Source organism: Neorhizobium sp. DAR64860/K0K1, assembly GCF_050500205.1.
GTDB lineage: Bacteria > Pseudomonadota > Alphaproteobacteria > Rhizobiales > Rhizobiaceae > Neorhizobium > Neorhizobium soli.
Genome location: NZ_CP191459.1, coordinates 2,725,359 through 2,738,826 on the forward strand (window position 1 = coordinate 2,725,359; position 13,468 = coordinate 2,738,826).

Consider the following 13,468-nt stretch of genomic DNA (forward strand, 5'->3'; position numbering starts at 1 on the left):
CGCGCAAAAAGCAAGACATGATAATGCCCGGACCTGTTGCGACAGATCCCTTCTAGGCAGCGAAGCTTGTGTGAGGGTGTCCGCCATCATCGCAGGCGAAGCGTGCGAGCAAGCCTCGCAGCCTTGGCAGCCGTGCGCTAGAAACCGGACTGGACGCGCGAAAAGACGAGATCGGTGAAAAGCGAGATCTGGCCGCCGATGAAGGGAGCAGCAATCCCGAGCGCCAGCATGACGGCGACGATCTTGGGCACGAATGTCAGTGTCATTTCCTGGATCTGCGTCAGCGCCTGAATGAGCGCCACGACCATGCCGACAATCATCGCGGTCAGCACTGCCGGGCTTGAGGCGATGAGAATCGTCCATATCGCCGAGTGCATCATGTCGAGAGCATCGGCTTCATTCATTGCAGGATCATCCGGGGCATTGGTGTCGTGGCCATCATCATCTGGCGCGAATCGCATGCGGATGATGACAGCCACCGACCGCCAATGCAATTGAGCGACCGGTACTGCCCCCGGCAAAACCGCAGGCTCGCCTGCAATTTCAGGAATTCAGTCGGATCAGGACTCCGAGGACTTCGTCGCAGATATCGTGATGCCGTCGCCGATCGTGATCTCCTTGCCAGCCTCGGTCGTTGCAACCAGACCGTCAGAGGTGACTTCGATCGATTCGACCACACCGCTGGTCTTGCCATCACTGCTGGTGATCGTCTTGCCGATATAGGACGAGGCGTTCGATAGCGACGACTGTGCGATCAGGCTTTCCAGGTTGGTGTTCGTCTGGATCGACTGTTCGACCTGCGAGAAGGTTGCAAGCTGCGAGATCTGTTCGCTGGCATCCAGCGGATCGGTCGGATCCTGGTTCTGCATCTGGGCGATCAGAAGCTGCAGGAAAGCGTCGTAATCGAGTGAAGCGCTTGCCGCAGCGGATGAAGCCTTCGACGAACTCGTTGCAGTCGTCGAGGTTGCGGACGATACCGTATCTACTGCCATAGCCCCATCTCCTTGCGCAGACCGGCGATAGCAGCCGGCGCGACTTCCTTGCTGTTCAGGATGCGCTCTTCGACAGGATAGAGCGCGCGGATTGCCTTCAGTGCTTCAAAAGCGCGATCGGAGGCGACAAGCGCATCGATCTGCTTGAGCTCGTCGATGATTTCCGGATTGCGGAAGCATGCGAGCAGCATCATGACCGACCGGCGGAACATGGTCACGGCCTGGTCCTTGCCTTCCGGATTGATCAGCATCATCTGTGCGATGAAGTACAGCTGACGAAGCGGGGTCGTCGTATCCTCGGGCTGGAGAACATGGTTTTCCAGCAGGAACGTAACGTTGTTGAGGAATTCGAGAGAAACCTTGCGATCAACACGCAGGACTGCGCCGTTGATGAAGATCTTTTCGCCGGACTTCAGCGAGATACGCAGTGTGCTTTTCATCTTAGGCCATCCCTGATGATGGTAGTCACGTCGATAATGCCCTGGTAATTGTCGGACTGCTTTTTACGAATGCGTTCGCATTCCTTCAGTATCCAAAGGGCGATGGAGATCAGCTTTGCGCGCAGCTCGATGCCGAGCTCGTTGTCGGGCTGGTTGAGGTCTTCGATAAACCGGGTCCAGACCCTGCGCGTATAATGGATGGCCTCGACGGCCTCGCGTCCATAATGCGATTTGTTCGGGACTGCAGAGAGGAGCTCAATGGAGCGGGCCAGAACCTGGCGTTCTCTCTCTCTAGCGCTTGCGAGGTCATCCTTGATTACCTCGGCATACGCAAACTGGAACATGCTTGCTTCCTTCATGTTGCAAACCAAATGCCGCGGGGCAACTACCCATTATAGATAGTTGACGAGGCTCAGTCCCTGGATCTTGGAGGTGATGGTGTATGAGGTCTCTACTTGCGTCAACAACGTGTTGAGACGCACCGAAGCATCATAAGTATCCACGCCGACGAGATCTGTCAGTTGGGTGTTGATGATATCCATTTGCGCCGACATGGCGGTATTGGCCTTTTCGACGCGCTCCTGGGAAAGACCCATGGAAGAGCGCTCAGCATCGATGCCGGACACCGATAGGCCGGCAAGATTGGTAACGGTCGCGTTGACCTTGTTCAGTGCATCGGCGGACAGGCCGGCCGTCGCCAACTGGGACGTGATCAGGCTGCCGAGAACGAGGTTCTTGAAGCCATCGGCATTCAGGCTCGTCGAAGTGGTGACGGTCTCAGACGTGCTGACACGACCGGTCATTTTGGTGTCGGACGCGTTTGTCCAGCCGGACCAGTCGAAGGACGACGTATAGTCGTCGAGGAAGGTCGCCATCTGGCTGGACGATATATCCGATGCGCTGGAGATACCGTTGGCCGACATGAAGCTCGAAAACTGCGTGTTGAAGTCGTCCGTCAGGTCGGTGATGAAGCTGTCGTCCAGAGGTGCGGCATCGGTGTTGATGCCGGAAAACAGATACTCGCCATTGACCGAGACGTTTGCGTAGCTGACGAAATTCTCGAGCACGGACGTCGCCGTATCGGCAGAAACCTGCAAGCTCGTCTTGTCGCTGCTGCCGGAGAGCGCGACCAGCGAATCCAGCAGCGTCTGGCCGGAGTCGGACATCTGCTCCATCGCAAGCTGCGAGGAATCCATTCGCTGATTGGTCAGCGAATTGGAATCGATGATTGCCTGCAGCCGTGATGACTCGCGGCCGTAATCGAGGCTTGCAGACGTCCGCGTACCGAGTTCCAGACCCGTATCCGCATAGGTACCGTTGACCGATTCCTTCTGCAGCTTGGCGATCTCGGTCTGCGAGTTCTGTACGGTCAGCTGCATTGTCTGGCTGACGGACAGGGTTGAGATGGATGTCGTCTTCATGACTTAGTTCGCAGCCTCCATCAGCGCCGCCAGCATCTCGTCGATGGTCGACAAGAGCTTTGAGGCCGCCTTGTAGGATTGTTCGACATCGAGGAGGAGGATCAGTTCCTCATCGAGATTGACGCCCGTTGCGTTGGAATAGGCCTCGGTTGAACGCGACAGCATGGCCGTCGTGGTTTCCGCAGCATTCGTGGCTCCGCTCCGGTATTCCTCGACCCAGCCGACTGAATCCGTTGAGTAATCCAGCAATGTGGCCTTGTCGCCGATCTTGGCGGCAGGATCAAATTCCATGGAAGTCTCGAAGCCCGAGACATATTCGCTGAGCAACGTGGAAAAGCCGCTCGCGCTTTCGGTGTTGACGCTGGCACCCGAAATCGAGCCGTCCCTGAGCTTGGTGGGGTCGGCGACCGCCTCGGCATTGACCGTGATGATCCCAGCGAGGCCGGTGATGATCTCAGCCGTTTCGAAATCGACTTCGTCGCCCGTGGTCGTCGTGAAAAGACCGGCGATCTGGCTTGCGCCATCTGTTTCGGAAAACAGGGAAATCAGGCCGCGGGCGATTTCGTCCAGCTGGTCCTGGTACGTTGGATAGACCTCGTCACGCAGCTGGACGAGTGCCTGAAGCGACCCTTGCGCCGTCGTGTCGCTGCTCTGGCCGGCCTTCAGCTCCACGCCGTCGATATAGACTGCGCCGCCGACTGTCGTTGCATCGTAACCCGCAGTCGAATCGAACGTTACAGGCCGTGCCGTGCTTTCGAACAGCGTGATGCCGCCATTTGTATAGATCGACATGTCGTTGTTGTCGCGCGTCGCGGTGCTGATGCCGACGATGCCGGAAATCTGCTTGAGCAGGCTTTCGCGGGTATCGAGAGCATTGTTGCCGTCGGTGCCGGCCGCAGCCGCCGTCACAACCGCCTTGTTGGCCTGCTCGAACTGCGCAAGCAGCTTATTGAGCTTGTCAACCTGGCCGGAAATCTGGGCGTCGGTGCCAGCGCGAAGCTGCTGCACTTCGGTGGTGCTGGTATTGAGAGCCGTCGCAACATCGACCGCCGAGTTGACCGCAGCCGAAGCGAGCGTCACGTCTCCGGGGGTCGCCGCGTAGGTCTGCAGCGCGTCCCGCAGTTCGGACAGTGCCGTGGACGGAGCAAGCGAATACCCGTCCCCGCCCATGATTGTGTAGACGGATTCCAGTCCGGCCAGCAATGTCTGCTGTCCCGCATCGTCGGCCGTAGACGAGAGTGTCTGCTTCAGCAGCGCGGCGTCTTCCGTCCGCGCTGTCTGAACGGTCGTGGCACCGGTATAGGCGTTCGTGACAGTCGCGGCGGAACGGCGGTTGTAATCGCTGTTCCCGACGTTTTGAACGTTTGTCGACAACACCCCCGTCTGCGTGGCGGTGTTGTTCAAGATATTCTTTGTCGTACTCAGTGCCGATGCGAGTGACATCGCTTAACTCCTGAAACTACCGGACCAGATTAATCAGTACGTCCATCAGATCGGAACCGGTCTGGAACACTTTGGAATTGGCGCTATAGCTGCGCTGCGCTTCGATCATCTCGGTCAGTTCGTTGGCCAGATCGACGTTGGAGGTTTCGAGCGCGCCCGAAACGATCTCGCCAAATCCACTGGAGCCGGCAAAGCCGAGGGTGACCACGCCGGAGCTACTCGTCGTGCGGTAGACGTTGCCGGAGGAGACTTCGAGGTTGTCGGGGCTTTCGACCGTCGCCATGGCGATCTGGTACAGCGACTTCGACGAACCGTCCGCATAGACCGCGTTGATCGTGCCGTCAGATTCGATCTTGACGCTGGAGATGGAGCTCGGCGCGCTGCCGTTGACGCTGCCGCTCGAGATGTTCGACTTGGCCGACAGCTGCGTCATGCCGGCGAGATCGAACTTGATCCCGTTGACCGTGACAGAAAGCTCCTCGGCACCGTCAACTGTTTCAAGCTTGCCGGACGAATTGAACGCGAGCGACAGGTTGGCGAGTTCGCCATCACCGCCATAGGGGAAGCTGCCGGTGCCGGTCGTGCTTGCGTCAGCTGCGTTATAGACGCTGAGCTGCCATTCGCCTGCAGCCGTCTTCGAGAAATAGAAGTCGTAGACAATCGGGTTGCCGAGGCTGTCGTAGCTGGTCAGCGACGTCTTCAACGTGCTGTCCATGTCGACGTCGACATCTTCGGTGTTGTCGGCCGGCAGGTCGGCGGCGACGACATCGGATGCGCTGTTGAGGTTGCCGGAGAGCGACCCGGAGGTCGACGCAACCGCACTCAGTTCCGAGCCGCCGACATTGATCGGGACCAGGCCGTCATAGCTGTTGACGACGGTCGTCGGGGTTCCGGAATCGTAGGAGTAACCGAGGAGCGTATAGCCTGCAGAGTTGACCAGGTTGCCCTGCTCGTTCGGCGTAAAATCGCCAGAACGGGTCAGAAAGGTCTCGCCCGCTGAATTCTGTACGACGAAAAATCCGTCGCCCTGGATGGCAAGATCGGATCCTGACGTGGTGTATTCGAGAGCACCCTGCTCAGAAATAGAATACTTCACGCTGGTTTCGACACCACCGGAATTGTATGAGCCGGCCGTCGATGGCAGCACTAGCGACGCAAACTGCGTGGACGACTTTTTGTAGGCAGTCGTCGACGAGTTAGCAATGTTATCGCCAACGGTGCCCAAACGGTTTGCCTGCGCATTCATGCCCGATACGGCGGTTTTCATAGTTCCGAAAAGGCTCATAGCAATCCTCGTTGCACTTAGGCTTATGACTTTAGGGGATGGGCCTTGCGTGAAGCTGTCTGCGTGCTGGCATCGAGCGCTGATCTGCGTCGAAGTCGAGGGCCCTATCTGTCTGACAAAAATGACAAATCGAGCACGCAAAAAAAATGGCACCTCATATTTGGGTGCCATTTTCAGTGTTAGTTCCAGTCGATGCAGTATCCTAGGAACCGCTTCGAATCGATGGGATCGAAGCCCAGTTTCTTGCGAAGCTTCTTGCGAAGCTTGCTGATGTGGCTTTCGACCACGTTCTCTTCGACGTCCTCGTCGAACACGCCGTAGATGGCGTTGAAGATCTGCGACTTGGAAACACGACGGCCGCGATTGGCAATCAAGTATTCCAGGATGCGGCGTTCGCGCCGTGGAAGTGCAAACGCTTCGCCTTCGACTTCGGGATCGCGGCCATCGGAGAAAACCCGGATCGCGCCGATGTCGGTGTGATTGGCAACCGCGTTCAGGCGGCGGCGGATAGCCGCTGCCCGTGCCAGAATTTCCCTCGGATGAACCGGCTTGCGCACAACATCGTCGACACCGCAGTCGAAAAGCGCAAGCGTGGATTCCAGGGACGGCTGATCGCTGACAGCGATTACCGGTGCACTGCTGCGTCCACGGATTGCCCGTGGCAAATCATGGATCAGGTCGCCCTGACCAATCAAAAACGCCTCGATTGCAGCAATATCGGCTTCCGCTGCCGAATTCACCCAATCTGTAAATTCTTCCGGATCAAACCCGGTAGAAGGAACGCCTTCGCGCCCAAACAAAGACGTGTAACCGTCTTTCACTATTTCTCGTTCATCAACCACTACGATCATTCGTCCGCCTCCGAATCAATATCGCATCTCTGTGAGAGAGTGATACGAATCGTCAGGAATCTGGGCAACTAGAGGAAGTAACAGGGGCTTGCTAATAATTGATTAACCATGTTGCGCCGATTTGGTACTAGATCTAGTGGAAAAAGGGTGGCCTCCCCATAATGCGCGGTGGAAAATTAATTTTTGAGAAAATGCTCACTTGAAAACGCAGTTTGAACGCATTCTCTCATCGGCAGCCGTAAACAGATATTAGATTTCACTAATTTCTATTTCAGGTTGCGCTCGGACCACAAAAATTCGTCGCGTTCCGCGTCCATTTTCCGAAGTCGGTGGCAACAAGATTGGCGATCACCCGGCACACATAGCGCTGCTGCGCCGGATTGTTGTTGGGACCGGCATGATATCTGGCGACTGCCATCGTCCATGTCTCGTGCTTGTCGTGCAGCCGTTTCAGAAATAGCGCCGCATATTCGACGTTCTTTCTCGGGTCGAGCATGTCCGGAACCGAGGCAAACTCCTCGCCATGGAAGTGGTGATTGATCTGCATGCAGCCGAGATCGATCAGCTTGGCGCCCGTGCTCTTCGCCTGGGTAAAGAGCTGCATCGCCTCCTGCACAGACGACGCAAAATAGGCCTTGCCTTCGATATTCAGCGCATAGGGACTGAGCGATCCCTTGCGGCCGGTCTCGGTCAGTCCCACCGAGTAAAGGATGCCTTCAGGGACGCCGTATTTTCGCGCTGCGGCTTGGATCTGGGCCTCGCAGATGCTGACCTGTTCCGAGGTGATCTTGCCGTTTCCAGTCTGGCCAGTCCCTGGCTGGGCGGTTCGGGCCTGATCGCGCCGCTGCGGCGCGCCGGCGCGCTTCTGCGTCCCGGGCTGCGCGGCGTTGGGCACGTCTGCCTGCTGAGGAGGCTGCTGGGTGGCGTAGAGCTGCCAGGCGCGGGCTTCGAGCGCGCTACAGGTAAATGTCGCCAGTGCCAGTGCTGCCGATGTCAGTTTCAACGACAGTCTCATTGCGCTTCTCCATGTCGTTGCGATTGCCGTCGTTGGAGCGGCCACCCTGAGCCTGTCCCTGCTGGCGAGCTGCCTCGCCGTCGCGGGCGAGCTGCTGCTGTGTCTGCGCGCCGCTGCCGCCCTGCTGCTGGTCTGCAGACGAGTTCGAGCTGTCGGTCGACGGTGCCATGCTGACGGTCACCTGGTCGACGTTGAAGCCTTGGGCCCGCAAGGCATCGAGCATCGGCTTGCTGTCATCGCTGAGCTCGCGATAAGCCATGCTGCTGTGGACGGTAAGATGGATGCTCAGCTGATCTCCCACCAGCCGCATATGCGCGGTCACGGTGCCGAGATTGTCGGGCGTCAGCTGGAGCTTGAGCGTATTGACCACGCTGCCCGTGCCGGATGTGCGGGTCGGATCGGTCAGCGCGGAAGACGGCTGCATGGCCGCGGTCCATTCCCTGTTGCTGGAGGCGGCACTCAAAAGATTGCTGGCATTTTCGCCGACGCCAAAGCCGAGATAGCGTCGCGAGTCGAGAACCGTGACGGTTTCGGTGTTGGCTGTGCCTGGAAGGCTGTCCTGCAGGTCGGATCCTCCGTCCGCGCCTGTGACGATCGACAGGCTGACAGCCGCAATCGCATCTCCGGCTTTCTGGAAGCGGTAGGATTTGACGTCTGTCTGGGGTTCTGCCCCGCTCGTATCGAGGAAATCGAAGGACGTGGCAGCATCCGTGTCGTCGGACGGCATGCTGGCGTCCGTCTTATCGTTCGGGATCCCCGTCTCGGTCACGGAGATCATGGCCGACAGTGCGGCTATATCCGCGGACTGGGCCGGGTTACCGGTCTCGACGCTGGCCGTCAGATTGAGCAGCGCCGCTGTTGAGAGTGCAGCCGTTGAATCTGGCACGGCGGCAGCAAGCTCCGCTCCCTCGCCTCGATCATCCGTCACGTCCCTCGACGTTGGGTCTGCGGCCTTCGCCTTGCCATTCTCGACAGTGGCCGTCGCGACGCGCTTGGTCGCAGCGGCGACAAGTTGCGTGACGTCTATCTGCCCACTAGCAGGGTCCTGGCTGCCAGTCTGGTCCTGACCGGATGGGACTTCGGGCGAGGTCTTTCCGCCAAGGTTGCCTTTGACAGCGACATCTGTGGTCGGTGCCGGAACGGGTTGGGCGGCCGGCTGCTGCAATTGCAGCTGCGGGTCCGCGATCGGCACCTCGGCTGTAGCCGGGGTCGGCGTTGCATTAGATGGTGGGGCGGTCTTCGCCGGGTCCGTCGCCTTGAAGTTTGCAGCGAGCGACGTCAGGTCGGTGAGCGACTTGAAGCGGGAGCTCCCGAGCGAGACCGTTCCGCTCTCGGATCCGTCCTCGGCGACGGGCTTGCCGTCCTCGGTCGTTTTTCCGGTATCGGCATCCGCATCGGTGAGCACCTGGGCGAACTGCCCGGCTTCACCGTTCTGCGACGATGCCTTTCCAAAGAGATTTCCGACCGGACCGTCTGATACTGTCTTGACCGAAGCATTCGCTACGTTCGTCATCATTGTGCCTCTTCGCTCAAAAGGTCGTCGATCTGCTTCAGCTTCATTCGGTTCTGGTCGACATAGGTCTGGAGGCTCGCCTCCATCTCCGGATTGGGAGTGGCTGCCGCGGGCTGTGCGGCCGACGCAGACGTGGTCGGCGCCGGCGCCGAAGGAATGGTGGCGGACGCCGTCGCAGCCTGACCCGCTTCGCCCGCGGGCATCACCACCGGCTCTGCCGATACGCTCGAGGTTTCGGGTGCCATCAGGATCTGTTCGACGACCTTTTGCGCCGCTGCACGCAGGTTCCTGTCGCGTTCGGAAAGCGCGCCATCGGGGATCTGCGACAGACTCTTTGCCGCTTCCACAACGTTACTGGACGAAATGCTGGCAAGATCGCCATACAGCTGCCCGATCGCATTGTTCTCCGAACCGGGACTGGGGGAGAGACGTTCCGCGCTCAATGCCGCAAAGCGAGCCAGATCCTTGTTGCCCGCGAGCAAGGCGCGCCTGGATACCCGGAGGTAGAACTCGTGCGCGCGCGGATCGTCCATCATTGAGACGACGTCGGTCCAGCGGCTCCGGTCACCCTTGCCGTCATCGTCAGTGGCAAGTTGCACGAACATGTCGATAAACTGGCTGGCATAGGGAGAATAGAGAAAACGACGGACGTACTTCGCCGCCAGATCGAAGCCCCTGCCCGGCTCCGTCGGTAGGATCACGGCGAGCGACCGTCTGAGCGCTGCCTCTTCCAGATTGGTCCCGGGTGCGAGCAGCCGAACCTGATCGAAATAGCCGATCGCCTTGGCGGGGTCGGCATTCGCCGTGATGTTGCCGGCGACGAGCGCCAGATAGGGGCCAACCGGGCTTGTGCCATACTCCTTGACCAACCCCTCGAATGCAGCGACCGCCGTCAGGCCCTGCCCCTGGAAATAGCGACGGAGAACGCGCGCCAACCGGCCATCGAATTCACCGTCGACATCCCGTGCCGCAAGAAAATCCAGCGTCTGCGGATTGCCGCCACTCATCGCGAATACGAAAACCGCATCGACGTTGCGGGGATCCTTGAACACAGCAGGTGATGCCGTGCGTAGCCGCTGGTCGAGTGTCTTGAGAAGGAAGCGCTGCATTTCGTTGGCGGAATGATCGCCCGCGACGATCGCGTCCTGCAGATATTGCAGGGAGCGGATCATCTTGTATGGCTCAAGATCCTCACTGGCCACGGCGTTGCCCGCAGCGGCGAGAAAAACCCCGGCGACCAGTGAGCGCAGCAAGTTATGGCGATCGCGCGAACGCATCATCTCGATTTATCCGTTGCCCAGCAGGATTTCGATACGGCGATTGGCGCCGCTCATCGGATCTTCGACGTTTTGAAGTCGCCGGTCGGCAAATCCAGAGACCTGCTTTACCCTTTCCTCGTTCAAGCCGCCCCGCACGAGCATGTAATAGGCCGCATGCGCGCGGGACATTGACAGGCTCCAATTGTCTCCGGTGCGTCCCTTGAAGGGCCGTCCGTCCGTGTGGCCACGAATGATCACCGACCCTGGACGCGCGGCCAGGAGTTTGCCGATCTTTTCCATGGCGAGCACGAGCTCCTTGCCTGGCAATGCGGATCCGACATTGAACATCGCGGTATTTGCTTCGTCCGAGATCGTGATCAGCGTGCCGCCTTCGGCCGGCTGCACCACGATGCCCTCGGCCAGCTTGCCGGCAATCCCGGCGACCTGCGCCTGAATTTCCTTCTGAAGCTCTTCGGCCTTGTCCTGTCCGGCGGCGTCGAGTTCAGCCTTTGCCTTCTTGACCGATGCATCGGAAGCATCGGGCGCTGAGACGGCATCGGGCTTAACCGATACTGGGACAGTTTCCACGGCGGGCGGCTGGGAAAAGGCGCTCGCCTGCTCGCCCGGCAGACTCGTGTCCGAAGCAAGCTTGGCTTGCGCCGGGGTGTCGAGCTGCTTGCTCCAGAAATCCGGATCGAAAGGATCGCGATAGGCTTCTCCGCCATCCGCACCGGTGGACGGACCGGAATCGCTCGCGCCGCCCTCGCCCTTCGTGCTGACATTGGCCTGTTGGCCTACTTCCTGAGCGATGCTGGCAAGCACGGAATAGGGATTCTGGAACAGAGCTGCTTCGGAAAAGGTCATGTCGTCGCCAGAGGCGGAAATGGACTCGCCATCCATGCCCGCCTTGCCGCCGCCCGTCTTGTCGTTCTCCACGGTCGACTTCTTGTCGGAATCTTCGCCCTTGGCCTTATCCGACGGCTTCTTGATGCCCTTGGATGCGGGCGTGTCGTCAGACAGCGGCACGGGATTGAAATAGCTCGCGAGCGATGCCTTCGTTTCCTCATTGGCAGCGTTGACCAGCCACATGACGAGAAAGAAGGCCATCATGGCGGTCATGAAGTCGGCGAACGCAATCTTCCACGCACCGCCGTGATGGCTGTCGTGATCGCCGCGGTGACGCTTGATGATGATGATTTCGTTTTTGCCGTGATGATGGTTCTCAGCTTCGCTCATGCCAGCACCCTCTCAAGGTCGGCGGTAAAGGCAGAAAGGCGCGTCACGAGAAGCGAATCACCGATCTCGACGCGGATGTCGGTGTCGTCTGTGTGGACGAACGACACCGCATCGCCTTTCTCCTCAAGCTGGGCTTTGAGAAGATCGCAGAGGTGCTCCGGTCCGAAGACCGTAATCTGCTCCAGAATTTCCTTGGCGAGCGTCGGTTTAAGCTCCTCGACAAGCTCGTTAATAGCGCCGCGCATCACCTGTTCTTTGAGCAAGGGAGACAGAACGCGGGCCGTCGCCTCGGACAGTTCGGCAGAGACCCGCGACGCGAGATCCGGAAGAGCCTTCGAGAGATAATCGGCCAACCCGTCCTCGAACTGGAGGCGCTGCTGTTCGATCTCCTGCGCATGCTGTTCCTTCAGCGCCTCGAGCTCTTCGGCATGCTGCGCCGTCAAGGATTGGGTCGCCGCAAGATGACCTTCATCATAGGCTTCGCGACGCTCGGCCTCGAGATCGACTTCTACCGTCTGCGCAAAGCTTTCCAGCGCCGGCATCTCGGCGGGCGACGCAAAGTGAGAGGGCGTTTCTATCGGGGCCGCAAGCAGCGCAGCCTCGGCGCCGAAATCTCTGAGATACCGCGCAAGTGGGGAATTCATCAACGCACTCCATCAACGTCGTTTGCGGAATAAGGCCGCAACGTCTCACGCATCGCCCGTTCTGTGATGCTCCACACCGGCCTCCGGCCCGCGCCCGATCGCCGGGGCGGCGGAGTTCGCCATGGGAATAGATCAGAAATTAGGAAGTTAAACTTGTGCGAGGATGATGCAGTCCTCGTGAACCTGAACGACAAGGTGCGACGACACCAAGATACCTGACACCTACGCCGCAAGAGCCGTACCGCAAATGCAATCGGCCGCGCTCGAAAGCGCGGCCGGCATAATTTCGCTGGTATGTTCAATGTTACTGCTGGAAGAGCGTAAGAATGTTTTCGGAGCTGGAGTTTGCAATCGACAGCGACTGGACGGCCAGCTGCTGCTGCGTCTGCAGAGCAGACAGTCTGGCAGACTCTTCTTCCATGTCGGCATCAACGAGGCGGCTGATGCCTTCTTCGATCGCATCCGTCAGAGTTCCGGCATAGCTGGTCTGAAGGTCGATACGGGTGGTCAGCGCGCCGAGGGCAGCACCTGCATCCGTAAGGCTGGAGAGAGCCAGTTCGACATTGTCGAGATATTCTGCGAGTTCTGTGTCCGTGGTGGCGGCCGTCAGGGTGATGTCCATGACATCGCCAAGGAGACCGCCCGAACCGACGCCGTCGGCATCGATGGAGCCGAACATGGCGTTGGTTGCAACGTCATAGGATGCCGTCGTGACTTCGACTGTACCGTCGTCGTTGCGGATGAAGCCGTCGACGACCGATTCCGGGTCGGCGCCGGTAGCGGCGACCATCCAGTTTTCACCGCTGAACGAAGCGCCCTGGGCGATCGAGGATAGCTGTTCCTGCAGCTTGGTGATTTCAAGCTGGATCTGTGCCTTGTCGGTCGAATTTTCGTTCGCGGTGACGATCTTCGACTTGATTTCGTTGACGACGTCGATAGCGCTTTCCATGGCGGCGTAGGCCGTATCGACCTTTGCAGCACCAACTCCCAGAGCGTCGGTCGCAGCCACCAAAGCGTCCTTGTCGGAACCCATCGTGGTCGAGATCGACCAGTAGGCAACGTTGTCGGAGGCCTCGGATACGCGATAGCCCGAGGATACACGGCTCTGCGCCTGCTCCAGGCTATCGTTGATACCCCTCAACGTCTGAAGTGCAGAGTTTGCGGCGTTGTTGGTCAAGATGCTGGTCATTAAAACTGCCCCTTATGGCATTGGATGGGAGGGCATCCCGGGTGTTCCGGTAACGACGATCAGCTTCATGCCTGCCGCGCCCTTGCATTCGGCTCGCCGTTGCGATGGATACAGAAAATCATCTTATGGTTAATGGAGGGTTAAAGCGGGAACAAAAGTTAACGCGTGCTGGAACATTTT

Annotated in this window: 14 protein-coding genes; all 14 read right to left on the bottom strand. The window is 59.0% G+C overall.

Annotated features, from left to right (window positions below):
- Nucleotides 1-137 precede the first annotated feature (137 nt).
- Complete coding sequence (gene fliQ / locus ACQY1J_RS17835) at nucleotides 138-404, bottom strand: flagellar biosynthesis protein FliQ (protein ID WP_062454868.1); 267 nt, start codon at nucleotides 402-404, stop codon at nucleotides 138-140.
- Between the two features lie 156 nt (nucleotides 405-560).
- Nucleotides 561-992: a flagellar hook assembly protein FlgD gene (flgD, locus tag ACQY1J_RS17840; protein ID WP_092661202.1), complete on the bottom strand. Its 432-nt coding sequence runs from the start codon at nucleotides 990-992 to the stop codon at nucleotides 561-563.
- Nucleotides 983-1,432, bottom strand: coding sequence for a flagellar biosynthesis repressor FlbT (gene flbT / locus ACQY1J_RS17845; RefSeq protein WP_062453791.1), 450 nt, complete (start codon nucleotides 1,430-1,432; stop codon nucleotides 983-985). The genes flgD and flbT overlap by 10 nt, the downstream gene beginning before the upstream one ends.
- The gene (flaF, locus tag ACQY1J_RS17850) at nucleotides 1,429-1,776 is read right to left on the bottom strand and encodes a flagellar biosynthesis regulator FlaF (RefSeq protein ID WP_062453792.1); all 348 of its coding nucleotides are present in this window, start codon (nucleotides 1,774-1,776) and stop codon (nucleotides 1,429-1,431) included. Before flaF ends, flbT begins: the two co-directional genes overlap by 4 nt.
- 48 nt (nucleotides 1,777-1,824) lie before the next feature.
- Nucleotides 1,825-2,853, bottom strand: a complete 1,029-nt coding sequence (locus tag ACQY1J_RS17855) for a flagellar hook-associated family protein (RefSeq protein ID WP_092661200.1) — start codon at nucleotides 2,851-2,853, stop codon at nucleotides 1,825-1,827.
- 3 nt (nucleotides 2,854-2,856) lie between these two features.
- Nucleotides 2,857-4,296 carry a flagellar hook-associated protein FlgK gene (flgK, locus tag ACQY1J_RS17860; RefSeq protein WP_062453794.1) on the bottom strand — a complete coding sequence of 480 codons (1,440 nt, stop codon included), beginning with the start codon at nucleotides 4,294-4,296 and terminating at the stop codon, nucleotides 2,857-2,859.
- A 16-nt stretch (nucleotides 4,297-4,312) separates the two neighbouring features.
- Nucleotides 4,313-5,581, bottom strand: coding sequence for a flagellar hook protein FlgE (locus ACQY1J_RS17865; protein ID WP_062579112.1), 1,269 nt, complete (start codon nucleotides 5,579-5,581; stop codon nucleotides 4,313-4,315).
- Nucleotides 5,582-5,760: 179 nt separating this feature from the next.
- The gene (locus ACQY1J_RS17870) at nucleotides 5,761-6,432 is read right to left on the bottom strand and encodes a response regulator transcription factor (protein WP_062579110.1); all 672 of its coding nucleotides are present in this window, start codon (nucleotides 6,430-6,432) and stop codon (nucleotides 5,761-5,763) included.
- Between the two features lie 271 nt (nucleotides 6,433-6,703).
- Entirely contained in the window at nucleotides 6,704-7,219 is a 516-nt protein-coding gene (locus ACQY1J_RS17875; RefSeq protein ID WP_062454870.1) for a transglycosylase SLT domain-containing protein, read from the bottom strand.
- A gap of 169 nt (nucleotides 7,220-7,388) precedes the next feature.
- Complete coding sequence (locus tag ACQY1J_RS17880; protein ID WP_430250480.1) at nucleotides 7,389-8,963, bottom strand: flagellar hook-length control protein FliK; 1,575 nt, start codon at nucleotides 8,961-8,963, stop codon at nucleotides 7,389-7,391.
- The gene (locus tag ACQY1J_RS17885; protein WP_430250481.1) at nucleotides 8,960-10,240 is read right to left on the bottom strand and encodes a chemotaxis protein; all 1,281 of its coding nucleotides are present in this window, start codon (nucleotides 10,238-10,240) and stop codon (nucleotides 8,960-8,962) included. Before ACQY1J_RS17885 ends, ACQY1J_RS17880 begins: the two co-directional genes overlap by 4 nt.
- Nucleotides 10,241-10,246: 6 nt before the next feature.
- Entirely contained in the window at nucleotides 10,247-11,455 is a 1,209-nt protein-coding gene (locus ACQY1J_RS17890; RefSeq protein ID WP_430250482.1) for a MotB family protein, read from the bottom strand.
- On the bottom strand, nucleotides 11,452-12,099 hold the full coding sequence (locus tag ACQY1J_RS17895; protein WP_430250483.1) for a hypothetical protein: 648 nt from the start codon (nucleotides 12,097-12,099) through the stop codon (nucleotides 11,452-11,454). The genes ACQY1J_RS17890 and ACQY1J_RS17895 overlap by 4 nt, the downstream gene beginning before the upstream one ends.
- A gap of 304 nt (nucleotides 12,100-12,403) precedes the next feature.
- Nucleotides 12,404-13,288: a flagellin gene (locus tag ACQY1J_RS17900; protein WP_092661188.1), complete on the bottom strand. Its 885-nt coding sequence runs from the start codon at nucleotides 13,286-13,288 to the stop codon at nucleotides 12,404-12,406.
- Nucleotides 13,289-13,468: the final 180 nt, after the last annotated feature.